This window comes from Phaeobacter italicus, assembly GCF_019801785.1.
Classification (GTDB): domain Bacteria; phylum Pseudomonadota; class Alphaproteobacteria; order Rhodobacterales; family Rhodobacteraceae; genus Phaeobacter; species Phaeobacter italicus.
In genome coordinates this window covers 310772-334386 of record NZ_JAHVIJ010000005.1, presented here as the reverse complement: position 1 = coordinate 334386, position 23615 = coordinate 310772, and the positions used below count along the sequence as shown (strand labels likewise).

Here is a 23615-nt window from a genome sequence, read left to right as displayed (position 1 = left end):
GTCTTCGACGCTGCGTCGCCTTCACAGCCGGGTGAGGCTGGCTTGACCTGCGCCCTGCAAACCGCTTCCTTTCGCGTAAGAGAGTTAGGGAGATTGGACGTCATGTACACCGTCATCGGCAAGCAGCTTACCCGTTGCTATCGTGTTCTTTGGGCGCTGGAAGAGTTGGGGCAGGAGTATGATCTGAACCCCGCCCTACCGCAGAGCCCGGATGTCCTTGCGCTCAATCCGTCGGGCAAGGTGCCGATCCTGGTAGAGGACGGCGAGACGATCACGGATTCGACTGCGATCATCACCTATCTCGCTGACAAGCACGGACAGCTAACCGCCCCAGCTGGTACGCTTGCACGGGCAAAACAGGACGCCGTGACGCATATGTTGCTTGATGAACTGGACGCCGTGCTTTGGACGGCTGCGCGCCACAGCTTCATCCTGCCAGAGGACAAACGCGTCCCTGAGGTGAAAGACAGCCTGAAATGGGAATTTGCCCGCAGCCTGAACCGGCTCGAAGCGCGCATGCTGGGCCCCTACCTGATGGGGGAAGACTTCACCATCGCAGACATCATCTGCACGCACTGCCTAAACTGGGCATACTCTGCGAAATTTCCGCTCGAAAACAAGGCGCTGCTTGAATACAGCAAGCGGATGCGCAGTCGGCCCGCGTTTCAGAAGGTCGCGGCCTCGGTCAAGTAAGATCGCGCAGATATGCAATTGCGCCCTGCCCGGCCCAGCGACCTGTGGCCAGGCAGGCGGTAAGCAGATACCCACCCGTCGGGGCCTCCCAGTCCAGCATTTCACCAGCGCAGAACACGCCGGGAAGCGCACGCAGCATCAGCTGGTCATCCAAGGCCTCAACAGTCACCCCACCCGCTGTTGAAATCGCCTCGTCCATCGGCCGCAGTCCGGCGTGTTGAACAGGGATCGATTTCAATACACCGGCAAGCGCCTCAGGATCAGTGGGCAGCGGGCGGCAAAACTCCTGCAGCAGAGCAAGCCGCGGTGGACTAAGCTTCAGCACTTTTCGCATATGGCTGGACCAGCTGGCCTTGCCGCGCGGGCGCGCCAGCCTTTGGGCGATTTCTTTCGCGCTCAGATCCGGCAGCAAATCTATCGTCAGCGGCGCCCCATCGCGCACTGCCGCGCAGACAGTGTAAACACCACCCCCTTCAAGACCGCGATCCGAAATCACGGCCTCTCCCCGGCTCACCAGATCACCCGCCATGAGGGCGATCCCCTTGAGCGGGGCTCCAAAATGGGACGCCATATAGGCAGACCAGTCCACCAAGAGACCAACATTTGCCGGTTTGAAAGGTGCCAGCGGCACGGCCTTGCGCTTCAGGACATCGGCCCAGGCCCCATCTGACCCCAACCGCGACCAACTCGCGCCGCCCATTGCCAGAACCGTGCAGCGGGCATCAACGCGTTGCGGGCCCTCCACGGTGTCAAACAAAAGCGCGTCGCCGTCCCAGCCCTGCCAACGCCATCGGGTTCGGCGCTCTACCCCATAGCTGTCGAGCCGGGACAGCCAGGCCCGCAATAGGGGTGACGCCTTCATTTCGACAGGAAACACCCGCCCGGTTGAGCCGGAAAACAGCGTCACGCCCAATCCACGGGCCCAGTCCTGCACCTCCTGCGCGCTGCAATGCGCCAGCATGGGTGCAAGCCAGGCAGCCTTGTCGCCATAGTTTGCCTGCAACTGCTCGCGGGGTTCGTCCTTGGTCAGGTTCAGCCCCGACTTGCCTGCCATCAGGAACTTTCGGGCGACCGACGGTTTGGCGTCGGCAATCAGAACACGATAGCCGGCCGCGCCCAGCGTTTCAGCCGCACGCAAACCTGCGGGTCCGGCCCCCACGACCACAGCGTCCCAGATCTCTGCCTGCTGTTTCGCCACTCTCTCATGCCTCTAATTACGGATTGCCGCCTCACCGCTTGTCATCAGCCGTGCGCGCTGCATCTTTGCATCATCGCCCAGCCATACCCAGAGAGCCTGCAAATGTCACCGCCTGCCGAAACGCCGCCGATCTGCCCCTTGTGCGGGCGCCCGATCCCTGCGGATGTTGACCAGAGCCTGCACCACCTGATCCCCAAGCTGAAGGGCGGCAAGGGCGGCCCCACGGTGCTGCTGCATCACATCTGCCACAAGGAAATCCATGCAACGCTGAGCGAAGCTGAGCTGGCACGCAGTTACAACACGGTTGCTGCCTTGCGGACCCACCCGCGTCTCGCCAAATTCATAGCGTGGATCCAAAAGCGACCGCCCGCATTCCGGTCACGTGTGACGGGCGGGCGGCGCAAAAGGTAAGCCGGGTCACAGCTCGCGGGTGCAGTCCGCAAGGATGGCTGCCGCTGTTGCCGCATCCGCGGCAAGCGCATCGGCCATCAGCTCCCGAGCGGTGTCCAGCAGCTCCTCCGGTGGGACGATGCGGTCCACAAGACCGAACGCAAAGGCGTCCTCTGCGGGTATTTTCTGCCCAGCGGCAAGGATCAGCTTGGTGCGGGCCGGACCTATCAGCGCTGTCATTCGCCATGCATCTGACGGTTGCGGGCGATAGCCAAGCTTCATCACTGGATAAAACACCTTGGCCGTCGGCACTGCAATTCGCAGATCACAGGCAAGGGCCATGCCGTTTGCCCCACCCGCCAGCGTGCCATTGAGGGCCGCAATCGTGAGGCATGGCAAATCCGCGATCGCGCCTGACAGGCGCTCCCACAGGGGAGAGGTGGCAAGCCCTGCCCGCGCAGCATCAAGGTCGGCACCGGCGCTGAACACCTTGCCCGCCCCTGTCAGGATCAGGCCGCGCGCGACATGAGCCTGCCCAGCGATATCACAGAGCTCTTCCAACATCTGTGCCGTAAGAGCATTTGCCTTTTCCGGACGGTTCAACGTAACCGTCCAAAGCCCATTCTCCGCGATATCCAGCTGGATCATATCAGACCGACCCGTTTGCGGATGGCCTCTTCGCGCAATGAAATCTCTTCGCCCAGAAACTCATCCGCATCCGAGCCGCACATCCATAGCAACGCACGGGCGGGCCATTCGGCCGGAATATGGACAGACCAATCAAGCTGGCTGACAGGGTTGACGCCGCTTGCCTTGATCACGCGCTGCATTTCGGTAGCAACTGTTCCCGGGGACAGCCCCATGGCGCGAATGCCGTTTTCCGCCTCTTCCAGATGCAGGCTGCGGGTCAGCATCGCTGCCCCAGCCTTGGATGTGCAATAGCCGCTCCATCCCTCGACAGGGTTATGTGCGGCCCCAGAACTAACGGTGAGGATGGTTCCCTTACCCGCTGCCTTCATGACGGGAAGCGCTGCACGCATGCCGTAGAAAACGCCTTTGACGTTGATATCAATCAGCTTGCCCCAATCATCGGGCTCTGCGGCCTCCAGCCGGGCAATCGGATCCACGACGCCAGCGTTGTTGATCAGGACATCCAGGGAACCGAAATGCGCATGGGTCTTTTCAATTGCGTCGGCCACAGCAGCATAGTCGGACACATCACAGGCAAAGGTCAGCACATTTTCGCCGATCTCTTCTGCCAGCGCTGTCAGGCTGTCTTTGCTCCTTGCCAGCAAGGCCAGATTGGCGCCCTCGGCTGCAAAAACACGGGCAGCATCGGCCCCGATACCTCGGCTGGCGCCGGTGATCACAACTGTCTTGCCCTTGATGTCCATCTGATAAATCTCCAAATCCCTGTTTTGAAATGTGGTAGACTGCTTACGGGGAACGGTCCAGAGCGATGCCCCCTTGTTTCGGCGGTCCGACCTGCCAATGTTGGCGCAAATTTTTTGACCATGAAAGGTATTCTCATGTCCGTTTCATTCGCACGCAGCTGCGGCGCAGCGATTGTCCTGAGCCTGTCCGCACAGGCCGCACTGGCCGATGTGTCTGCACAGGACGTCTGGTCGGACTGGAAGTCCTACATGACGACCACGGGCTATAAGGTCACGGGGACAGAAGCCAAGTCAGGCAATACGCTGACAGTCTCCGATCTGCTTTTGGAAATGCCGGTGATGGACGCTGAGGCAAGCGGTTCCATCGCAATGCCGAACATTCAGTTCGTCGAAAACGGCGACGGAACCGTCAACATCCTCCTGCCAAAGGAAATGCCGCTGCAGTTCAAGATGGATGGCCCCGACGGCGCGGTCGAAGGCACCTTCATCTACTCCCATGACGGCAGCCCGATGCTGGTCTCCGGTGATACGGATGAAATGACCTATGACTATGCCACTGCCCTTATGGGGTTCTCCCTTTCTGGTCTGAGCGTCCCGGGAGAGGACATTCCGGCAGAGGCCGTAAAATTCAACGCGACGCTGACCGATGTGGTCACAAAGACGGTAATGACAAAAACCGATCTGCGCAGCTACGAGCAGACCCTGACCAGCGCGTCACTGGACTATGACTTTGGCGTCACGGACCCCGAAGGCAAGGGTGAGGGCAGCTTCAAAGGGGCTTTGCAGGGTCTGACGTTCAACGGCACGACATCCATTCCTGACGGAACGGAAAGCGCCGACATGGCCGCACTTTTGCGCAATGGTCTGAGCGCCTCGGGTCGTTTCGACTTTGCCGGCGGCAACAGCGCAATCTCCGGCCGCGAGCGTCGCGACAGTTTTGCAATGGAAAGCGCGTCGCAAGGGGGGTCGATCTCCTTTGACATGAGCGACGCAGGCCTCACCTATGACGTGCGTCAGAACCAGACCGAGTTGAACATCAGCGGGTCGGACATTCCGTTCCCCCTGGCCCTTTCCATGGCCGAGACCGGGTTTAAGCTCATGGTGCCTGTGACCAAATCGGACGAAGAGCAGGACTTTGGCTTGGCGGTGTTCCTTCGCGACTTCGACGTCCCCGAGGTGCTCTGGGGTATGGTTGACCCGACCGGCGCACTGCCTCACGATCCGGCAACCATCGCGATTGATCTGGCAGGCAAGGCCAAGCTGGCGTTTGACATGTTTGACCCGGCCTCGATGGAAGCAATCGACAAGGGTGAGCTGGCTCCGGGTGAGCTGAATGCCCTTTCGGTCAACGCGCTCGAAGTCTCTGTGGCAGGCGCCGAACTGACTGGAACCGGCGACTTTACCTTCAACAACGATGATCTGGAAACCTACGATGGCATGCCCGCACCTTCTGGTGAGGCCAATCTCAAACTTGTCGGCGCCAACACCCTGCTCGACACCCTGATCAGCATGGGGCTGGTGTCTGACAGCGACGCAATGGGCGCCCGCATGATGATGGGTCTGCTGGCTGTACCGGGCGACGGCGAAGATACTCTGACCTCCAAGATCGAACTGACCGAGGATGGCCAGATCAAAGCAAACGGCCAGCGCATCAAGTAATCGCATTTCCTGCGTCAATCTCTCAAAGGGGCTGCATTTTGCGGCCCCTTTTTTCGTCTGCGCCCTTGCGACGGCTGGCGGGTCTGTCTAGCTCTAGGTGCAACCAAACCGATGTAGGTGCACATGACACAGACCCCAGAAAGCCTCTGCCAAGCCCTGATTGACGCCGCTCGCAAAGCGGGCGCTGACGCTGCCGATGCAATGGCCGCTGAAGGCAGCTCTCTGTCTATCGAGGTCCGTCAGGGTGCACTGGAACACGCTGAGCGCTCAGAAGGCATCGATCTCGGGCTGCGGGTCTTCATCGGGCAGCGCCAAGCCACAGTATCGGCTTCGGACACCCGCGCCGAAACCATCGAGGCAATGGCCGAACGCGCGGTCGCTATGGCAAAGGAAGCCCCCGAAGATCCATATGCCGGGCTGGCAGATGCGGAACAGCTCGCGACGGACTGGGATCTGGACGCGCTGGAACTTTTCGATCCGGCAGAGGAACCGGCCCCCGCGATGCTGCAGGCCGATGCACTCGCGGCTGAGGCAGCAGGTCTGGCCATCGAAGGTGTCACACAGGTCCAATCTGCTGCGGCTGGATACGGCAGTCACGCCGTTCACCTCGCTGCGACCAACGGCTTTTCCGGGGGCTACAAACGTTCCAGCCGTTCGATTTCCTGTACTGCGATCGCTGGCACAGGAACAGGGATGGAACGGGACTATGACGGGGATTCGCGGACATTTCAGTCCGATCTGCGCAGCGCCGCAGACATCGGCCAGCAGGCAGGCGAACGCGCTATTGCCCGCCTGAACGCACGTCGTCCCAAGACCGGCAGCTACCCTGTCTTGTTTGACGAACGGGTCTCCTCGTCCCTCATTGGCCATCTGTTGGCTGCAGTGAACGGTGGCTCTATCGCGCGGGGATCTTCCTGGCTGAAGGACGCAATGGGAGAGCAGATCCTGCCCGATACACTCAGCGTGCTCGAAGATCCCTATCGCCCACGGATGGCTGGCTCGCGTCCGTTTGACGGTGAAGGTCTGCCAACCCAAAGGCGTGCGATCATCAAGGACGGTATTCTCACCGGCTGGACACTCGATCTTGCCTCAGCGCGCAAACTGGGGCTCAGCAGCACGGGCAACGCGGCACGCGGCATTGGGTCTGTCCCCTCGCCGTCGCAGTGGAATATCGCCCTGACCCAGGGACACCAGTCGCGCGAACAACTGTTGACCGATATGGGCACCGGTCTTTTGGTGACATCCATGATCGGATCCACCATCAATCCCAACACCGGCGATTATTCCCGTGGGGCGGCTGGCTTCTGGGTGGAGAACGGAGAGATTGCCTACCCGGTCAATGAATGCACCATCGCAGGCAACCTGCGCGACATGTTGCGCAGCATCGTGCCCGCCAATGACGCCCGCAGCCACCTGTCGCGGGTTGTTCCATCACTGCTGGTCGAGGGGATGACACTTGCCGGCAACTGACCCGGAGACAGATCTTGCGCTTCTGATCAGGGCGGCGGAAATCGCCGGGGATACCGCAAGCCGGTATTCCGGGCCTGATGCACGCAAATGGGACAAACCCGATGGTGCGGGCCCCGTGACAGAGGCAGATCTGGCCGTCAACGCAGCACTGGCAGATCTGCTGCCGGCGGCACGACCCGATTACGGTTGGCTGTCCGAGGAAACGGAAGACAATACAGACCGGCTCTCGCATGAGCGGCTGTTTATCATCGATCCGATTGATGGCACCCGCAGCTTTGCCGAAGGTTCGCGCACCTGGGCCCACGCCTTGGCTGTTGCCGATCGCGGTCGCATTACGGCAGCGGTCATTTATCTGCCCCAGCGCGAGCTGATGTATACCGCCGCTGTCGGCGAAGGCGCCAAATGTAACGGCACCGCAATTACCATCTCACCCCGGGAGGATCTCGAAAACGCAGAGATCCTGGCAGCCCGCCCGATGCAGGATCCTGTTCACTGGCTGGAAGGCAATGTCCCCCCTTTCCGCCGCAGCCACCGACCTTCGCTGGCGTATCGCATGGCACGGGTTGCCGATGCGCGCTTTGACGGGATGTTGACGCTGCGCCCCAGCTGGGAATGGGACATCGCAGCCGGAGATCTGATCCTGCGCGAAGCGGGGGGCCGCTGCAGCGACCGATTTGGCCGCGACTTGCGGTTCAACAATCCTCATCCTACGCTTAACGGGGTAGTGGCGGCCGCGCCGTCTCTGCACCGTCAACTGATTGCCGCGCTCGACCCCAAGAGCCCGGGCCTGCGCCCGCTTTGACAGCGGCGCGTTTGCAGGAAGATCAACGCAATGGTGAGGCCGACAGCCCTACAAGACCGCAGCCTGCAATGGCCCCCGCGCCCCGCGGGAGAGCTGCTTTGGGTCCACGCAAGCACCACGGAACGATACATGGCGCTCTGCGACGTCGGCCATCGCCTGAAATCGCTGCGCCCTGATCTGTCGATCCTCGTGTCCTGGGGACCGGAAATCACCACGCGCCCCAAGATTGAAGGCTGCGATCTCGCTGTTGGGGCCCCGCCAGAGGATACCCCATCCGATGTTCGCCTGTTTCTCGATCATTGGCGACCTGATCTCTGTATCTGGTCCGGGGGCGATCTGCGCCGGGTTCTGATGCGCCAACTGGCCGAACGGCAGATCGACACGCTTCTTGTCGACATCACCCCAAAGGAATTGCCCGAACGCACCAGTCGCTGGCTGCCGGATCAACGCCGCCGCATGCTGGATCGGTTTACGGAAATCCTAACCCCTTCTCATGAAGCTGAGGCACGGCTTCTGCGCATTGGTGTGGCGCGGGACAAGCTAACGCTCAGTGATCCGCTGCGGTTGTCTGCGACGCCGCCAGGCTGCAACAACGACGAACTCGTCCATATGCAGTCCATCCTCGGCAGTCGGCCAATCTGGTTTTCCTCTGACACCGATCTGCAGGATCTCTATACGATACTGAACGCTCATCGCAGCGTTCTGAAATTGCTGCACCGCCTTCTGCTAGTGGTGGCGATGCGCGACGAAGATGACCTTGCTGAGGCCCGCGACGCAATTCAGCACAGTGGCCTACAGCTCGCAGATTGGGACAGCGGAGAAGAGCCCGACGACTACACACAGGTTCTTTTGTGTTCCTCCGAAGACAGCGGGCTTTGGTACAGGCTCGCGCCTCTCTCGCTGCTGGCGGGCAGTCTGGCGCGGGGCAATGGCGGTCAGAACCCGCTGGATGCCGCCGCGCTTGGATCTGCGATCTTGCATGGTCCCGGTCTTGGCACCCATCACGCCGCCTACAAACGCCTGCATGATGCCGGTGCCGCCCTAGAGGTTGACGGCGTGGAAGGACTGGCACAAGGGGTGCTGAGCCTGTCCGCACCGGATAGGGCTGCAGAAATGGCTCTTGCGGGATGGGACATCGTAACCGAAGGGGCGGGCATGACAGATCATCTTCTGGAACTGATCCAGGACCTGCTGGACAGGAGAGAGGACAGATATGAAAGCTCCTGATTTCTGGGACAAACCCCCACGTGACTTTGACCTGCGCGCCACCCTGTTGGCTCCGCTTGGCCAAATCTACGGTCATGCCACAGCTCGACGGATCGCAAAGACCGAGGGGCTGCGCGTCCCTGTCCCTGTCATTTGCATCGGCAATATCAACGCCGGTGGCACCGGAAAGACCCCCACCGTCATCTGGTTTCAGGAACGCCTGCGGGATATGGGACACGATCCCCATGTCGTGACCCGCGGCTATGGTGGCGCGCTCAAGGGTCCGATCCAGGTCGACCCCAGCCGCCACCGCGCGAGCCAGGTCGGAGATGAGCCACTGCTGCTGGCCGCCTTTGGCGAGGTCTGGAAGGCAGAGGACCGCGCCGCCGGGGCCAAAGCGGCTGTGGCGGCCGGGGCCACGGTCATCCTGCTGGACGACGGCTTTCAGAATCCGAGCGTGGCCAAAGACATGTCTGTGGTCGTGGTCGATGCAGCACGGGGGTTCGGCAATGGCCGCTGTCTGCCTGCCGGTCCTTTGCGCGAACCAGTTCAGGCCGGGCTGAAACGCGCAGACCTTGTTTTGTCCCTTGGGTCAGCGGCTGCCCAGCAGACGTTTGCGCAGAATTGGTCAAACAGCATCGCTCCGCTTCCCCATTTCACCGGGGCACTACAGCCGCTGCAGACGGGGATGCCCTGGGCTGGCACGCCGGTTCTGGCCTTCGCCGGCATCGGACATCCCGAAAAATTCTTTGCAACCCTGCGGGACCTGGGGGCTGATCTGCGCCGGGCCGAGGCGCTGGATGACCACCAGCCTTTGTCCGCTGCCCTGATGACCCGGCTGGAAAACGAAGCCAAGCTCTTGAGTGCGCAGCTGGTCACGACGGAAAAGGACGCCGTTCGCCTCCCCGATAGCTTTCGCAGCAAGGTCATCACCCTGCCTGTCCGGCTTCAGATTGCGGGCGAAGAAGCACTGTTGGCGCAGCTGCGTGAGATTGCACCACCCCCACCCTAGCGATGGAAGTGGTCGAACCAAAGCACGCGACAGATACAAAAAACCCGCCCTCTTGGGCGGGTTTTGTTTGTCTCGGATCACATCATTCGCAACTCAGCCATCAAGTTCCGCATCAATGAGCGCCTTGAAGTCTGCGTAGGACTGGTTGGAGATCTTCTTGCCGTTCAGAATGAAGGACGGCGTGGATTCGATGCCGTGCTCGGTCGCGTTTTCCTGATACCAGTTCACGAGGGTCTGCGCCTTGGCGCCATCCTGCAGACATGCTTCGAGCTGCTCTTCTTCCAGCCCCGCGAGAAGGCCGATCTTGCGCAACGCATCGACGATTTCGGTCGCGCCGCCCGCGCGAGCCCAGTCAGACTGCCCTTTGTAGATCAGGTCGCTGATGCCAAAGAACTTCTCTGGGCCACCACAACGCGCAATCATCGAAGCCCAAAGACCGTAGCGGTCGAAATAGACTTCACGGTAGATGAATTTCACCTTGCCGGTGTCGATGTAGTCTTCTTTCAGCTGTTTGTACGCGCCCTGGTGAAAGTTCGCGCAATGCGGGCAGGTGTAGGACGCATATTCGATCAGCGTAACGGGCGCATCTTCGGCCCCCTGCACCATTTCGATGATGGTGGAGGTATCGACTTCGGCCTCCTGCGCATGGGCGGCGCCAATCAGCGGGTTGCTCGGCAGGGCAGAGCTCCCCTGGAATGAGGCATAACCATAAACGCCAGCCGCTACCGCGAGCGACGCAAAGATACCGGACATCAAACGGGTCATTCGTACCCCTTTCTGAGTGATTTTTGTTTGGTCAGAACATTGCGCCCAAGCCGTTCAAGGGCCGCGCGCAAGTCATCATTTTCAACCCCGGTCGCCGCCTTGGCTGCCGCAGCTACATCTTGCGGATCCGGCTGTTGGGGCTTTTGCACCTTGGGGGCGTATTTGAACGAAACCTGCCCGTCGGCAAAACCGGTGGGCGCGGTCTGGGTGATGCGCACCTTGGAAATGGCATTGTAGCCATAAACCGCATTCACCTTGGCCCGCAGCGTTTCCTTTTGCATTTCAAGCATTGGCGCATTGGCACCGGTTGTCAGCAAAGTCAGTGTCGCCCCAAAACCACCACGACCGTAATTCACATTCACCGGTCTGGCGATTGGCGCGATATCCGGGCCCGCGACCTCTTCCCAATGGGTCAACAGCCGTGACACCGCAAAGCCCCGGCTTTCGCCAGCCTTGCGGATCTGGTCGTTGAGAAGCTGCGACGTGCGTTTGAAACCGCGAGATTTTGTCCGTTGCGTTGCCATGATCATGGTTTTGCTTGACTGCCCGCCCTAATGTAAAGGGCTGCAATGCAAGCGCCAGCGAAACCCGGCCAAAAGAGATAAAGAATGCGTGACCTAGACAGCCAGCCCAAGCCACACAGCGACACCCTGCTGGAATGGTACGATCAGCACGCCCGCGATTTGCCCTGGCGGATCAGCCCTGCGGATCGCGCACGAGGGGTCTGGTCTGATCCTTATCGAATCTGGCTGAGCGAAGTGATGCTTCAGCAGACGACGGTGGCCGCGGTTAAGGACTACTTCCATCGGTTCACCACCCGCTGGCCAACAGTTGCAGACCTCGCCGCAGCCGAAGATGCCGATGTTATGGGAGAATGGGCAGGACTTGGCTATTATGCCCGCGCCCGCAACCTGCTCAAATGTGCGCGCGTGGTTGCGCAGGATCATGGGGGCGTCTTTCCCGACACCTACGACGGTCTGATCAAACTTCCGGGGATCGGACCTTATACTGCGGCAGCCATCTCTGCGATCGCGTTTGACCGCAAAGAAACGGTGCTGGATGGCAATGTCGAACGGGTGATGGCCCGATTGTATGACATCCACACGCCTCTTCCGGCGGCAAAACCCAAGCTGAAGGAAAAAGCCGCGGATCTGACCCCCACAGGCCGCCCGGGCGATCACGCACAGGCTGTCATGGATCTGGGGGCGACAATCTGCACTCCGCGCAACCCGGCCTGCGGCATCTGTCCCTGGCGCACACCCTGCGCAGCGCGGCTCGCGGGAACAGCCACCGAACTCCCCAAGAAGACACCAAAGAAACCCAAACCAACCCGGCTTGGCTTCATCTATCTGGCGCGCAGCGAGGCTGGTGACTGGCTGTTGGAACAGCGGCCGGACAAGGGGCTGCTTGGCGGGATGTTGGGCTGGCCCGGAAGCGACTGGAACGAAGATCCGGTGGACAGGCCGCCGTTTGACGCCGACTGGCAAGAGCTCGGCGCAGAGGTGCGCCATACATTCACGCACTTCCACCTGATCCTGCGTGTAAAACTGGCACAATTGCCAACCGATTATCAGCCCCAAGGGTCAGAACAGATCATCGCCCGGCATGACTTCAGACCATCTGACCTGCCGACGGTCATGCGCAAGGCATTTGACCTTTGGAAAGGGCGCTGATCCCTTCTCATTTGGGTGCAAGAACGCCATAGTTGGCCCAATCTCGCAGCCTGAGATAGGAGGCCCCGGCCCATGATCGCCCCTGACAAACTGCACAGTTGGCAAACAGCCCTGCCGTTCTGGCTGTCATTTCTGCTTGTGCCCCTGCTGGCCATCTCTGCGCTGTTTGGTGGCTGGCTCATCCTGCTGCCCCCTTTGGCGACCTGGTATCTGTTTGCGGCGCTTGATGGCGTTTTCGGATTGAACACCGAAAACGCAGACCCGATGACACCGGACAGTGATCTGCGCTGGTATACCGCTCTCACGATGGCATGGGTGCCTGTGCAGTTTGTTCTGCTGATCGGTCTTCTGATCTATGTTCCGCAGGCTGACCATCTGTCGGCAGTTGAACGGATCGGTGTCTTTTTCGGGATGGGCGTTCTCAGTGGCACGGTTGGGATCAACTACAGTCACGAACTGATGCACCAGAAAAGCAGGTTGGAGCGCTGGCTGGCAGATCTCCTTCTGGCGATGGTCCTTTATTCGCACTTCCGCTCAGAACATCTCTTGGTGCACCACCGGCATGTCGCCACCCCCCGTGACCCCGTTACCGCGCGCTACAACGAAGGGTTTCACCGGTTTTACCCCCGTGTGTTGCGGCAATGCTGGCTGTCGGCCTTTCGGGCCGAAAAGGAACAGCTTTCACGCCGAAACCAGCACTGGACCCATCCCCGTAACCCGTTCTATCGCTACTGGGCTCTGCAGGGGGCGATGCTGCTGATAGCATTTCTTGCCGGAGGGTTGAGTGGTCTGATGCTGTTCTGCATTCAAGCCGGTGTTGCGATTTGGCAGCTGGAACTGGTCAACTATGTCGAACATTACGGTCTGACCCGGAAATATCTGGGAGACGGAAAATTCGAACATGTCCTGCCGCGACATTCATGGAATGCCGCTCATAAGGCGTCGAACTGGCTATTGATCAATCTGCAACGCCATTCCGATCACCACTACAAACCGGACCGGCGGTTTCCCTTGTTGCAGAACCACACCGAAACAGATGCGCCTCAACTGCCCTATGGCTATCCAGTGATGACCGTTGCTGCGATGGTTCCGCCGCTCTGGCGCAGGGTGATGAACCCAAAGGTCCGGAACTGGCGGCAAACCTATTATCCGGAGATCACCGACTGGACACCCTACAACAAGGCCCTCCCAGCCTCTGACCGGCCAGAGCCGACCTAGGATCAGGCCAAAGGACCACGCCCTATCCGGTCAAACCCGCGGCAGAGCCCATAACGACAGGGGTTGGTTCAATCCGCGCAGCTCCTGATCCGGGTGGGCAACAAATCCCTCCCACAGGTCGGGGTCTCCGCCCTCCTCCCGCGCGCGCTGCAGCAGGGCATCGCTGATGATGATCTGCGCCCCCAGTCGTCTGGTGCGCTCTTCCAGCCGGGCCGCAACGTTCACCGTATTTCCGATCACCGCATATTCCAGCCGGTTCGCGCCGATATCGCCCAGAACCGTTTCACCAAAATGCACGCCCATGCCGACCTGCAACTCTTGTTCACCCGCACGGCGACGGTCGGTGTTCCAGCGCTCCAGGGTGAGCTGCATTGATCGGGCACAGGCAAGCGCATTTGTGGCGTCCCTTGCGCCTGCGACCGGTGTCCCGAATGTCGCCATAAGCCCGTCTCCCAGGTATTTGTCCAAGGTTCCGTCATGGCGGAAAACCTCCGTCTCCATCCGGCCATGGAACTCCTGCAAGAGCTGAATGACGTGATAGGCGTCCTGCTCAGCAGCGAGCTTGGTAAAGCCAATGATGTCGATGAACATCACGGCCACATCCTGCCTGCGGACCTGTTTCAGCGGCTCGTCATTCTGGGACAGCTGGCTGACCACATTGGGCGAGAAATAGCGCGACAGGTTGGCTCTTTCCCGTTCCAGCCCGGCATTGTTCTGGATCAGGATATAGAAACGACGCGAGGACGCCGCCAAAGTCGCTGCGACGATCAGGAAAACCACGGCCTCTTGCAGCCGCAGCTGCAATCCAAAGCTGTTGGGGTCCATGAACTCCGCCATGATCGGGTCGTACCCTACCACCGCCATGACACCTTCTGTCAGCCCCGGTACAGGGTCCGTGAGCCACCAGGCAATCAGCGCGGCCACCAGCCACATCGTGACCGTCCAGACGCCAATAGCCATGACGGTCCGCCACGAATAGGCCAGCGTTCCGGCTGCAAGAATGATGAAGAAATACAGGAAATTGTCGAACCGGTACTGCATCGGCAGTGGGGTGGAATTGTCGCTGAACGGATTGGGCACCACCATGCCAAACGTCATGATCGCCAGATCAATGTAGATCAGCAAAAGCTCCATTCGGGACTGGCCGACACGTCCGACCCGGCGGATGAACCAGCCGTTGATGCAGATCAGGGCCAGAATGAAATGGTAGTACAGAACATCCCATTGCGGGTTGATGTAGACAAGGAACACCGCCGTGATCGCCATCGCAATCCAACGTGCCCGCACAGCCAGTTCAAGACCGTTACGTTTGTGCTCTGTCAGCGCGTCCAGCGCATAGGGCGTTTCCTGGCTCGCCAGAGCTGCATCACTATCCAATGGTGGCGGCGGGGCCGTTTTTTCCATCGTGCTGGGTTCCATGCATCAGCGCCTGTCCTGCCATCAAACTAACTGCTGACGGGATCGTTTGCACGTGCGTATCACGCGCGTGAACAGGTCGGAATGTGCGTCCGGGCCGCACCCGCACGAGGACACCCCAGATAGCAAAAAGGCCCCGCCGGACGGGCGGGGCAAGTCTGGCGCCGCCCCAATGGACGGCGCCTGCGGTTTCACACAGGTTGTGAAAAGGGTGGGATCAGTTCTGCAACTCTGCCCGGATCTGCTGACGCAGCACGTCGATTGGCACGGTCTTGCCATCGCGCTTAAAGCACCAGTAGGTCCAGCCGTTGCAGGAAGGCGCGTTTTCCAGATGCGCACCGACCTGATGGATCGATCCTTTGATGTTGTCGCCAATCAAGGTTCCGTCTGCACGGACCTTTGCCTTGTGGCGACGGTTCATCGAGTAAAGCTCTTCGCCCGGGCGCAGCATGCCGCGTTCGACCAACTGGCCAAAGGGCACCCGCGGTTCGGCGCGTTTGCTGGCCGACACCTGAAGCGCCTCGCGGTCGAACTTGCGAACGGATTTGATCCGCTTTTCCGCAACTTCGCGGTAGGCCGCTTCACGCTCGATGCCAATGAACTCGCGCCCCAGCATCTTGGCGACTGCGCCAGTCGTACCAGTGCCAAAGAAGGGATCAAGAACCACGTCACCGGGGTTGGTGGAGCCCAGAAGGATGCGGTGCAGCAGCGATTCCGGTTTCTGGGTCGGGTGGGCCTTGTTGCCGGCCTCGTCTTTCAGACGCTCATGGCCTGTGCAGATCGGCAGCACCCAGTCAGAGCGCATCTGCAAGCCTTCGTTCAGCGCCTTCAGGGCTTCGTAGTTGAAGGTGTATTTTGCACCTTCGGATTTCGACGCCCAGATCATCGTTTCGTGGGCGTTGGTGAAACGCTTGCCGCGGAAGTTCGGCATTGGGTTCGACTTGCGCCAGATCACATCGTTGAGGATCCAGAAGCCCTCATCCTGCATCGCGGTGCCGACGCGGAAGATGTTGTGATAGGAGCCGATCACCCAGATCGAGCCGTTCGGCTTCAGGATCCGGCGGGCTTCCTTCAGCCAGTCGCGGGTAAATTTGTCGTAGACGCCAAAGCTGGAAAACTGATCCCAGTGATCATCAACCGCATCGACCTTGCTGTTGTCCGGGCGGTGCAATTGGCCCTTCAGTTGCAGGTTGTACGGGGGATCCGCAAAGATCATGTCGACCGAATTTGACGGAAGACCAGCCATCACCTCGATGCAGTCACCATCAAGGATCGCGTTTAGAGGGAGCGCTGACGCGCCCCGTGTAAGTGTTTTGTTCATTTGCTCTGCCTCGATAACCACGGCGCATTTTTGCGCTCATTTTGGTTGTCCACAGGATGAGTTATCGGGGAATCGAGGTCAATTTGTTTTTTAGAACAACGCCGTGCGCTTCACTCTTGATACAATATCTTGTGTACCGGCTTAAAGGAACGACGATGATGTGGGGTCACACCGATCTCGATCAGCGCTTCGCGATGTTGTTTGGACGGGTAGCCCGCATTTTTATCCCAACCATATCCCGGAAACTGTTGCGCCAAATCCACCATGATCCGATCGCGTGCCAGCTTTGCGACGATCGAGGCCGCGGCGATCGAAACTGATTTGCCATCCCCCTTGATCACGAATTCCGCAGGCTGCTGCACACCCTTCGGGATCAGGTTGCCATCAATCAACAGATAGTCAGGGGGAGGGTCGAGCGCAGCGACAGCACGTTCCATCGCAAGATGCGACGCGCGCAAAATGTTCAATGAATCAATCTCTTCCACGCCAGCGTGTGCAATAGACACCTCTGCCGACTGAAATATGTCAGCCTCTACCGCCTCTCGTTTTTTGGCGCTCAGCTTTTTTGAATCATTCAGCCCGTCGGGAATGGCGTCCGGGTCAAGAATGACAGCCGCAGCCGTGACCGGCCCTGCCAAAGGGCCACGGCCCACCTCGTCCACGCCAGCGATGCGTCTATGGCCACGCGCGATGGCGGCCGCTTCCAAACTGTAATCAGGATGTTCCATATGACTGTCTGATCCGGTTTTGCGGCGCGGCGCAAGCCACACGCTCTCAAACAGCAAAAAAGGGGGGCCAAGCCCCCCAGGTCTGCTCGACACCCGTCGCCTTATTTCAGCGACGTGTGATGCGATAGCCACGGTTTGTCAGGCACTCGGGCCGGTATCCTGTTCGGTTGCGCTGACCGTTCCAAAAGGTCACGCGGCAGGCGCTCGGCAGGTCGTGCTCGTAGCGATAATTCTTGCGCAGGCAGCCCCGCCCGATCAGCGTGCGGCTCTGGCTGTAGCGGGGGAAATACTTCACGCACTGCGCAGGCAGATCATATCGTGCGATACGCGGGGGCAGCGGCTTGGGCCGATGCGGGTGATGCGGGCGACTGACATGGTGATTGTCGTTATCGTCTGCCTTGTTGACAATCGCCCCGATGATACCCAGCACGGCAAGCCCCGCGAGAACCTTTGCAACATCTTCATCAGCACGGGCCGGTGCAGCAGTAAAACCCGTGATGGCCACCGCTGCGGCCACGACAAGTGTGATGAACTTATGGTGGTGTTTGGTCTTGCCGGTTGTCTGACCAGCGGTGTCCTTGGCGGCGCTGCGAATGCGGAACATGGTGTATCCTTCCTGAGAAGCTGCAAATCAATTGGTCCTGGGACCGATGCAGTCAGCCTGTCTCCACCCCCGCCGGACAGGCAATAACGCCCGCTTGATATCCGATATCAACGCCCGCAACGGCCTGTGGTTATTGAATATCGCGTCCCGAACGCGCAGGGTGATGGCATGAAACAGATGCTTCTTCCCTGTGCACTGATCGCAGCCCTTGTGGGTGGACTGATCGCAGATGCGCGACCAGCGTCGGCAGCGGAATGCTATGCCGATTACAAAGCCAAACAGGATTCACCGCTGCGGCTCCACTATGGTGTGGCGCAGATCGGCGGAGCCTGCAGCAAGCCTGCCGCCAAGGCTGAAATCGCCAGTCGCCTGTCGGCGGAAGGCTGGACCCTTCTCAATGTCATGTCGGTTTTCGGACCCGAAGGACTGGCCCAAAGGAAAGCCGATGCCGGACCCTACTATCTCCGTTTCTGAGGTCCGCGCAGCGGGGAGCCGGGTGATCGCGCTGGGGATTGCGGCCATCGTGGCGCTTTTGGCGATTGCCGGCACCGTTCTGCTTCTGACCCTACCCGACGCCAACGCATTCAACGCCCGGGTCGAGCGGGTGTTTATTGAAAATGACCTGACCACCCAGGCCGAGATCAAGCTGCTGGAAATCCTCGCACAGTCTGGCACAGCTTTCGCGGAAACACTGACCAGCTACCGGATGGTGATTTTCGTGCTGCTGGTTTTTGCGACCATGATGATGGTTGCGGCCTTGGTCGTGCTGGCGATGCTCGTGATGCTGAACAGACGCATGGCACAGATCGAACGGGCGGGTATCCAGGTGACAGAGCTGCTGATCAGCCGCGAGGAAAATACCGTCTACCTCAACAACATGGGTTTCAAGCTGAGCGCCGCGGCGATGGAGACGCTATCGGTTCTCGCAGAAGCCCGCCTGGATGACGACGTCCTGTCAGGTGCGGAAATCGAGGCGATGATCTCTGGCCGTCCCGCCATCGACTGCGAAGAGGCCGCTGGCGCAACCCGGATCAAGCGTCTGCGTGATACGTTGGGCAACCAAATGGTCAGCGAGTTGCTGGTCAAGAACATTGCCAAACGGGGCTATGTCCTGTCGATCAACAAGGATGTCATCCGTATGGTATGATGCCCATTGCCGGATCAGGTCTGGAAAATCCTGACCCGGCGCACCACATCGGTTTTGATATTTGACAGGGACATGTCCCTGCCGACCAGATCCGGGACATCCGAATGAACATGCGCGCCGCTTCCGCCCGCCCGGCCTATGGCATCCTCGTAGAACCCCTGCGCGGACCCGTCACCGCTCGCCTCGGAGGGCGCATCATCGCTCAGAGCACGCAAGCCAAGGTGATGTACGAAACCCGCCTCCCACCTGCGGTCTACTTCCCGCGAGAAGACGTGCACAGCTGTATCGGCGCAGCTAACGGCCACCAGACCTTTTGCCCCTTCAAGGGGACAGCGGGCTACCGGGATCTGGACATCGGCCAAAAGCATCTGGAAAACGCGGTCTGGTCCTATGATGATGCACTGCCCGAAGCCGCTGGCATCGCGGGCCATGTGAGTTTCATGCCGAATTCCGAGGTTGAAATCGACCTTGGAACCAACACCCTTGATGCCCCGGACTACGGGAGCATCTCCGGCCCACTCGTCGATTGGCTGATGCGAGAGGCCGCACAACACGCAACACCCGAGGATTTCACCCAGAACCTGGCGGAAAAACTGGTAGAACACGGGGTTCATCTGTCGCGCTTGTCAGTGATGGCCTGGTCGCTCCATCCCATGATTGCGGGCAAGAATTTCATCTGGAGCCGCAAGGACAGTTCCGTCACCACCTACGCGCCGAGCTACGAAATCCACGACCACCCAGCGTTTCAAAACAGCCCGCTCCGCCATGTGTCAAACGGGTTGGGTGGCATCCGTCACAGGCTGGGTACAGACCAGCCAAGCGATGCCTTTCCCATCCTCAAGGATCTGCAGGAAGACGGCGCAACCGATTATGTCGCGATGCCACTGCCTTTTTCCGACGGGCGGATCAACGTGCTGACAGTCGCCTCAAATCACCCTGACGGGTTCTCGACCGAGAACCTTGGCTTGATCTTTGAATGCTCTGCGGTAATCGCCCGCTTCTACGAGGTGTTCATGCAGCGCGAGAATGCGCAATCGCTGCTTGAAACCTATGTCGGCAAACGCAGTGGCGCACGGGTGCTCGGAGGTGAAATCCGCCGGGGTGACGGGGATGACATCGATGCCGCCATCATGTTCTGCGATCTGCGCAACTCAACCCGCCTGGAAGAGGAGCTGGGACGGACGGCCTACATCGACCTGCTCAACACCTTTTTTGAAACCGCATCGACCATCGTCCATGATCACGGCGGCGAGGTGCTGAAGTTCATCGGCGACGCGGTTCTGGCGGTGTTCCCTGCAGGCGACACGCCAGACGCAGCCCGCGCGCAAGCCCTGAAATCCGCTCGCTGCATTGTTGCTCATCTAGACAAGGCCGTTCACGAAGACACCGGTCAACGCAGCGAGTGCGCGATCGGGCTTGCGTATGGCGGTGTCACATATGGCAATGTTGGTTCGCGCGAACGGCTGGACTTCACTGTCATTGGCCAGGCCGCAAACATTGCGGCCCGGTTGGGGGACTATGGCAAGACCTGTGGCCATCCAATCGTTGTCAGTCGCGATCTCTTGGGCGATGCCGAGGATGGCATCTCTCTTGGGGCTGTCAGCCTGCACAATGTGTCTCGCCCGGTGGAGGCATACGCGATCCCCCTCGCGGATCTTTCCTCTCGACCTGACTGATCAGGGTGTGACCACTTTGCGTTGCTCAGCGTCGCCCATCGAGATGACCATCGGATTGTCAGCCTGACGCGCCTTGAACTCCGCTTTACCCGACAGGCCACACCAATTGATTTGAACCAGCGACTGCGCAACGGCACCGCCCAGCGTGGTGCCGGGCCCGGTAATGATAAAAAGATCCGGCGCAAATTCGCGTGCTGCAACCTGAACCGCACGAGTAAAGTCGTATGGTTCGACCACCTGGGTGCCAAGGGTATAGGACCACAGCGCCTCAACCGTGTTTGCGCCGGGCCACCAGATCTGGCCGCGTCCATCAATCATCGGTTTGACAGGCTGGCGGAACAGATCCGCAGACAGCCGGGCGCGGCCTTCAGCGGCCACAGGCTCCTGCAGCTTGGTGTGGAACGCCGCATGATTGGGCAGGCGCATCGGGAACCGCTCCTGCAGCACAGGCACTGTTTTTTCAAAAGCCGAAAGACCGGCTTCGTTTCCGGCAAGAACCAGCATCCCTCCCAGGTCAATCGACAGAGAGAGGTCATGTTCCGCACGGTGATTGATCTCATCGACCTTCGACAACAGATCAGCCTTGGCAACAAGGTCCAGCTGCCAGTCTTCGCTCTGACAGGGATAGACCAGCTGCCCGCCAATCAGCTGCGACTGCATCAGCCCGCCCATTGTGTTCACGACCTCAAAACCGGCCTGATCGCTCAGCGCTCCGGCCGCTGCGAGGGCGATATACCACCCCATAGAGTTACCGGTCACGGCGACCACCTCGATATCCTCTGCCAGTGACTGCGCATCCGCGAGCGCACTGGCATAGATCAGAGGCGAGGCGACATCACCCCGCGAGAACCTGGCCATCGAAAACCGATCAGCCCCATCCAACGCAGTCACCGTTTCCTGCCCCCTGTCCACGCGCTGCGCGTCAAACCCTGCCAACAACTCCGCCTTGTCACCGTGAAACCGTGACAGGTAGCCAAGCTCGGCCTTGTTGTAGGTGCCGCGACCGGGGCAGATGAGAACGGCGGTACGGGTCATTGATCTTCTCCAATCAGACGCAGGGCTGCTGCAACGATGCTGTCTTTTGACGGCAAGGTCGCGGCATAGGCCGGGCCGGTGGGAATAAAACAGTCTTCGGCCACGACGCGGGCCATTTGGCTGGTGCCTGCCTCATGGAACATGGCCATAAGCCCCTCAGACTGGCTTCCCGTTGTCCGGCATTCGTCGACGATAAGAATGCGGCTGCACTCTTTGGTAGCTGCCAACAGCGCATCTTTGGAAAGCGGCGCCAGCCAACGCAGGTCGATGACGCGCGCATTGATGCCCTGATTGTGCAGCTCTGCCTGAGCCTGCGTCGACAGGTAACGCCCATTGCCATAGGTGACGATGGCAAGGTCTGTCCCCTCTCCGTGTACGCCAACATCACCCAGAGCGATCCGCTGATCCGGCGAGGGATAGCTGCGCATCCAAGCGCCATCCTTGGCCTCATGCAGGTCACGCATGGGGTAGAGCGCGATCGGCTCGATAAAGACAACGACACGTTGCTCTTCGCGAGCCAAACGCACCGCCTCCCGCAGCATCATTGCGGCCTCGGCCCCATCTGATGGGCAGGCAATGACGATGCCCGGAATGTCGCGCAGCACCGCGAGCGAGTTGTCGTTGTGAAAGTGCCCGCCAAACCCCTTTTGATACCCCAGACCTGCAATCCGCAGCACCATAGGGTTGGCAAATTGCCCGTTAGAGAAAAACGGAAGTGTCGCCGCCTCTCCCCGGATCTGATCTTCGGCATTGTGCAGATAGGCAAGGAACTGGATTTCCGGGATTGGAACAAACCCGTTATGCCCCATCCCGATTGCCAGCCCCAGAATGGACTGCTCATCCAGCAGCGTATCAATCACCCGATCCGGACCAAACCGCTGCTGCAGTTTCTGCGTCACGCCATAAACACCGCCCTTGCGGCCGACGTCTTCGCCCATGGCGACCAGCTCGCCATGCTCCAGCATCAGATCGGTCAGCGCCCAGTTGATCAGACGGCTCATCGGTTGCGGCTCTGACTGGGCACGCAGATCGCTGCCGAAAACCTCGGCTCGGGCCTCTGGGCTCGGGCCATTGCCGGACCTGCAGGTGCGCGCCGGTGGAATGAGGCTGGCGCTGACATCGGTTGCGGTTTCAAGATGCGGTCTGTTGACCGCCTCCGACCGAATCCGCTCTACCCGCGCGCAGGTGTCGGTATAAATCTGGGCGGCCTCCTGCCGCGACAGGGTGCCGGCCTGTGACAGCAATCGCACACTGTGCAGCAGGGGATCATTGGCTTCATCCGCCTCCACTTCTGCCTTTGACAGATATGTGGTGGGAACGTCGGCCCCCGCATGGCCATAAAGACGCACGGTGCGAACATGCAGGAACGCCGGTTTGCGTTGCTCTCGCACGTATCTTGCAGCCTCGCAGGCCACCTCGTAGGTGTCATGAATGTTCAGACCATCTGCCTGAAAATAGCGCATCCCCGGACGATGCGACATGGAAGCCTCGATCCACCCCTTGGGTGTTTTGGTCGAGATGCCGATCCCATTGTCTTCGCAAACAAAGAGCAGCGGCAGCGGGGTCGACTGCACCGACGCCCAGCAGGCCGTGTTGATCGCCCCCTGAGCGGTCGAATGATTGGCCGAAGCATCCCCAAAGGAGCACATCACAAGACCATCCTGCGGCAGGACGCGGTGCTCTGGATCATGCCGCCGCGCAGCGCCAATCGAATAGGCCGCACCAACCGCCTTGGGGAGGTGGCTGGCAATGGTCGAGGTCTGGGGCGGGATCATCAGTGCCTTGGAGCCCAGCACCTTGTGGCGCCCGCCCGACGTCGGGTCCTCTCGCGAGCAGGCAAAGGACAAAAGCATGTCCCAAGCGATATTCTGTCCCGGCACCTGATCGGCGCGCGCAATCTGGAACGCTGCATCGCGGTAGTGCAGAAACGCCATATCAGTTGGCCGCAGCGCCCTAGCCACCGCTGCCATGCCCTCATGCCCGGACGATCCGATGGTATAAAACCCCTGACCCGCCTTCTGCATAGCGCGGCTGGTACGATCAAGCGCCCGGCTGAGGACCTGAGCACGATAGATGGAGACGGCCAGTTCAGGTGAAAGCCTGCCTGATGGGGCCGCACCTTCGGGCAAGTTGCCCTTCACCGCATGGTCAAGAAAGTTCTGATGCACGATTTCGGCGCGATCCATGGCCGTACCCCTTTATCTTACT

23 protein-coding genes are annotated in these 23615 nt (G+C 60.0%); 12 read left to right on the top strand and 11 right to left on the bottom strand.

Going from position 1 to position 23615, the window contains the following annotated elements; all coding sequences use genetic code 11:
- Positions 1-102 precede the first annotated feature (102 nt).
- A complete protein-coding gene (locus KUV39_RS14285; RefSeq protein WP_222460083.1) occupies positions 103-693 on the top strand; it encodes a glutathione S-transferase family protein in 591 nt (196 codons plus the stop codon).
- On the opposite strand, the gene KUV39_RS14280 is transcribed toward KUV39_RS14285, so the two are convergent.
- The gene (locus tag KUV39_RS14280) at positions 686-1891 is read right to left on the bottom strand and encodes a TIGR03862 family flavoprotein (protein WP_222460082.1); all 1206 of its coding nucleotides are present in this window, start codon (positions 1889-1891) and stop codon (positions 686-688) included. The two genes, KUV39_RS14285 and KUV39_RS14280, sit on opposite strands and share 8 nt — an antisense overlap.
- A 102-nt stretch (positions 1892-1993) precedes the next feature.
- Between KUV39_RS14280 and KUV39_RS14275 the strand changes: the two genes are divergently transcribed.
- Positions 1994-2302, top strand: a complete 309-nt coding sequence (locus tag KUV39_RS14275; protein ID WP_046211751.1) for an HNH endonuclease family protein — start codon at positions 1994-1996, stop codon at positions 2300-2302.
- A 6-nt stretch (positions 2303-2308) separates the two neighbouring features.
- Here the strand turns inward: KUV39_RS14275 and KUV39_RS14270 are convergent, their stop codons facing one another.
- Together KUV39_RS14270 and KUV39_RS14265 are read right to left on the bottom strand one after the other, a co-directional pair.
- Positions 2309-2929: an enoyl-CoA hydratase/isomerase family protein gene (locus KUV39_RS14270; protein WP_222460081.1), complete on the bottom strand. Its 621-nt coding sequence runs from the start codon at positions 2927-2929 to the stop codon at positions 2309-2311.
- Positions 2926-3675: an SDR family oxidoreductase gene (locus KUV39_RS14265; protein ID WP_222460080.1), complete on the bottom strand. Its 750-nt coding sequence runs from the start codon at positions 3673-3675 to the stop codon at positions 2926-2928. Before KUV39_RS14265 ends, KUV39_RS14270 begins: the two co-directional genes overlap by 4 nt.
- Positions 3676-3810: 135 nt before the next feature.
- Between KUV39_RS14265 and KUV39_RS14260 the strand changes: the two genes are divergently transcribed.
- From KUV39_RS14260 to lpxK, 5 genes are all read left to right on the top strand, one after another.
- Positions 3811-5334 carry a DUF2125 domain-containing protein gene (locus KUV39_RS14260; protein ID WP_222460079.1) on the top strand — a complete coding sequence of 508 codons (1524 nt, stop codon included), beginning with the start codon at positions 3811-3813 and terminating at the stop codon, positions 5332-5334.
- A 123-nt stretch (positions 5335-5457) separates the two neighbouring features.
- Positions 5458-6804 carry a TldD/PmbA family protein gene (locus KUV39_RS14255; protein WP_222460078.1) on the top strand — a complete coding sequence of 449 codons (1347 nt, stop codon included), beginning with the start codon at positions 5458-5460 and terminating at the stop codon, positions 6802-6804.
- A complete protein-coding gene (locus tag KUV39_RS14250) occupies positions 6791-7606 on the top strand; it encodes a 3'(2'),5'-bisphosphate nucleotidase CysQ (protein WP_222460077.1) in 816 nt (271 codons plus the stop codon). Before KUV39_RS14255 ends, KUV39_RS14250 begins: the two co-directional genes overlap by 14 nt.
- 30 nt (positions 7607-7636) lie before the next feature.
- Positions 7637-8833: a 3-deoxy-D-manno-octulosonic acid transferase gene (locus KUV39_RS14245; protein WP_046211755.1), complete on the top strand. Its 1197-nt coding sequence runs from the start codon at positions 7637-7639 to the stop codon at positions 8831-8833.
- Positions 8820-9824, top strand: a complete 1005-nt coding sequence (gene lpxK / locus KUV39_RS14240) for a tetraacyldisaccharide 4'-kinase (RefSeq protein WP_222460076.1) — start codon at positions 8820-8822, stop codon at positions 9822-9824. The genes KUV39_RS14245 and lpxK overlap by 14 nt, the downstream gene beginning before the upstream one ends.
- 93 nt (positions 9825-9917) lie before the next feature.
- Here the strand turns inward: lpxK and KUV39_RS14235 are convergent, their stop codons facing one another.
- The gene (locus tag KUV39_RS14235) at positions 9918-10589 is read right to left on the bottom strand and encodes a DsbA family protein (RefSeq protein ID WP_008562503.1); all 672 of its coding nucleotides are present in this window, start codon (positions 10587-10589) and stop codon (positions 9918-9920) included.
- Entirely contained in the window at positions 10586-11113 is a 528-nt protein-coding gene (locus tag KUV39_RS14230) for a DUF721 domain-containing protein (protein ID WP_008562156.1), read from the bottom strand. The genes KUV39_RS14235 and KUV39_RS14230 overlap by 4 nt, the downstream gene beginning before the upstream one ends.
- Before the next feature lie 84 nt (positions 11114-11197).
- Between KUV39_RS14230 and mutY the strand changes: the two genes are divergently transcribed.
- Complete coding sequence (gene mutY, locus KUV39_RS14225) at positions 11198-12262, top strand: A/G-specific adenine glycosylase (protein WP_222460075.1); 1065 nt, start codon at positions 11198-11200, stop codon at positions 12260-12262.
- 72 nt (positions 12263-12334) lie between these two features.
- Positions 12335-13480: an alkane 1-monooxygenase gene (locus KUV39_RS14220; protein ID WP_222460074.1), complete on the top strand. Its 1146-nt coding sequence runs from the start codon at positions 12335-12337 to the stop codon at positions 13478-13480.
- Between the two features lie 30 nt (positions 13481-13510).
- On the opposite strand, the gene KUV39_RS14215 is transcribed toward KUV39_RS14220, so the two are convergent.
- The 4 genes from KUV39_RS14215 to KUV39_RS14200 form a co-directional block, all read right to left on the bottom strand.
- A complete protein-coding gene (locus KUV39_RS14215; RefSeq protein ID WP_222460073.1) occupies positions 13511-14899 on the bottom strand; it encodes an adenylate/guanylate cyclase domain-containing protein in 1389 nt (462 codons plus the stop codon).
- A 214-nt stretch (positions 14900-15113) separates the two neighbouring features.
- Positions 15114-16217, bottom strand: coding sequence for a site-specific DNA-methyltransferase (locus KUV39_RS14210; protein ID WP_046211759.1), 1104 nt, complete (start codon positions 16215-16217; stop codon positions 15114-15116).
- Between the two features lie 110 nt (positions 16218-16327).
- Positions 16328-16945: a ribonuclease HII gene (locus tag KUV39_RS14205; protein ID WP_222460072.1), complete on the bottom strand. Its 618-nt coding sequence runs from the start codon at positions 16943-16945 to the stop codon at positions 16328-16330.
- A gap of 106 nt (positions 16946-17051) precedes the next feature.
- Positions 17052-17549 (bottom strand): hypothetical protein, encoded by a 498-nt coding sequence (locus KUV39_RS14200; protein ID WP_050674173.1) that lies wholly within the window; start codon positions 17547-17549, stop codon positions 17052-17054.
- A gap of 168 nt (positions 17550-17717) precedes the next feature.
- On the opposite strand from KUV39_RS14200, the gene KUV39_RS14195 reads away from it, so the two are divergent.
- From KUV39_RS14195 to KUV39_RS14185, 3 genes are all read left to right on the top strand, one after another.
- Positions 17718-18023 (top strand): hypothetical protein, encoded by a 306-nt coding sequence (locus KUV39_RS14195; RefSeq protein WP_222460071.1) that lies wholly within the window; start codon positions 17718-17720, stop codon positions 18021-18023.
- Positions 17995-18696, top strand: coding sequence for a winged helix-turn-helix domain-containing protein (locus KUV39_RS14190; RefSeq protein WP_008562584.1), 702 nt, complete (start codon positions 17995-17997; stop codon positions 18694-18696). The genes KUV39_RS14195 and KUV39_RS14190 overlap by 29 nt, the downstream gene beginning before the upstream one ends.
- Positions 18697-18800: 104 nt before the next feature.
- The gene (locus tag KUV39_RS14185) at positions 18801-20372 is read left to right on the top strand and encodes a DUF427 domain-containing protein (RefSeq protein ID WP_222460070.1); all 1572 of its coding nucleotides are present in this window, start codon (positions 18801-18803) and stop codon (positions 20370-20372) included.
- Here KUV39_RS14185 and KUV39_RS14180 read toward each other — a convergent pair whose 3' ends face one another.
- Both KUV39_RS14180 and KUV39_RS14175 read right to left on the bottom strand, forming a co-directional pair.
- On the bottom strand, positions 20373-21407 hold the full coding sequence (locus KUV39_RS14180; protein WP_222460069.1) for an ACP S-malonyltransferase: 1035 nt from the start codon (positions 21405-21407) through the stop codon (positions 20373-20375).
- Positions 21404-23593, bottom strand: a complete 2190-nt coding sequence (locus tag KUV39_RS14175) for a dehydrogenase E1 component subunit alpha/beta (RefSeq protein ID WP_222460068.1) — start codon at positions 23591-23593, stop codon at positions 21404-21406. Before KUV39_RS14175 ends, KUV39_RS14180 begins: the two co-directional genes overlap by 4 nt.
- Positions 23594-23615 lie beyond the last annotated feature (22 nt).

Excerpts from the sequence above, each read along its gene's own strand:
- KUV39_RS14285 (WP_222460083.1), top strand. The coding sequence starts at position 103 with ATGTACACCGTCATCGGCAAGCAGCTTACCCGTTGCTATCGTGTTCTT.
- KUV39_RS14275 (WP_046211751.1), top strand. The coding sequence starts at position 1,994 with ATGTCACCGCCTGCCGAAACGCCGCCGATCTGCCCCTTGTGCGGGCGC.
- KUV39_RS14270 (WP_222460081.1), bottom strand. The coding sequence starts at position 2,929 with ATGATCCAGCTGGATATCGCGGAGAATGGGCTTTGGACGGTTACGTTG.
- KUV39_RS14265 (WP_222460080.1), bottom strand. The coding sequence starts at position 3,675 with ATGGACATCAAGGGCAAGACAGTTGTGATCACCGGCGCCAGCCGAGGT.
- KUV39_RS14260 (WP_222460079.1), top strand. The coding sequence starts at position 3,811 with ATGTCCGTTTCATTCGCACGCAGCTGCGGCGCAGCGATTGTCCTGAGC.
- KUV39_RS14255 (WP_222460078.1), top strand. The coding sequence starts at position 5,458 with ATGACACAGACCCCAGAAAGCCTCTGCCAAGCCCTGATTGACGCCGCT.
- KUV39_RS14245 (WP_046211755.1), top strand. The coding sequence starts at position 7,637 with ATGGTGAGGCCGACAGCCCTACAAGACCGCAGCCTGCAATGGCCCCCG.
- lpxK (WP_222460076.1), top strand. The coding sequence starts at position 8,820 with ATGAAAGCTCCTGATTTCTGGGACAAACCCCCACGTGACTTTGACCTG.
- KUV39_RS14235 (WP_008562503.1), bottom strand. The coding sequence starts at position 10,589 with ATGACCCGTTTGATGTCCGGTATCTTTGCGTCGCTCGCGGTAGCGGCT.
- KUV39_RS14230 (WP_008562156.1), bottom strand. The coding sequence starts at position 11,113 with ATGGCAACGCAACGGACAAAATCTCGCGGTTTCAAACGCACGTCGCAG.
- mutY (WP_222460075.1), top strand. The coding sequence starts at position 11,198 with ATGCGTGACCTAGACAGCCAGCCCAAGCCACACAGCGACACCCTGCTG.
- KUV39_RS14220 (WP_222460074.1), top strand. The coding sequence starts at position 12,335 with ATGATCGCCCCTGACAAACTGCACAGTTGGCAAACAGCCCTGCCGTTC.
- KUV39_RS14215 (WP_222460073.1), bottom strand. The coding sequence starts at position 14,899 with ATGGAACCCAGCACGATGGAAAAAACGGCCCCGCCGCCACCATTGGAT.
- KUV39_RS14210 (WP_046211759.1), bottom strand. The coding sequence starts at position 16,217 with ATGAACAAAACACTTACACGGGGCGCGTCAGCGCTCCCTCTAAACGCG.
- KUV39_RS14205 (WP_222460072.1), bottom strand. The coding sequence starts at position 16,945 with ATGGAACATCCTGATTACAGTTTGGAAGCGGCCGCCATCGCGCGTGGC.
- KUV39_RS14200 (WP_050674173.1), bottom strand. The coding sequence starts at position 17,549 with ATGTTCCGCATTCGCAGCGCCGCCAAGGACACCGCTGGTCAGACAACC.
- KUV39_RS14195 (WP_222460071.1), top strand. The coding sequence starts at position 17,718 with ATGAAACAGATGCTTCTTCCCTGTGCACTGATCGCAGCCCTTGTGGGT.
- KUV39_RS14190 (WP_008562584.1), top strand. The coding sequence starts at position 17,995 with ATGCCGGACCCTACTATCTCCGTTTCTGAGGTCCGCGCAGCGGGGAGC.
- KUV39_RS14185 (WP_222460070.1), top strand. The coding sequence starts at position 18,801 with ATGAACATGCGCGCCGCTTCCGCCCGCCCGGCCTATGGCATCCTCGTA.
- KUV39_RS14180 (WP_222460069.1), bottom strand. The coding sequence starts at position 21,407 with ATGACCCGTACCGCCGTTCTCATCTGCCCCGGTCGCGGCACCTACAAC.
- KUV39_RS14175 (WP_222460068.1), bottom strand. The coding sequence starts at position 23,593 with ATGGATCGCGCCGAAATCGTGCATCAGAACTTTCTTGACCATGCGGTG.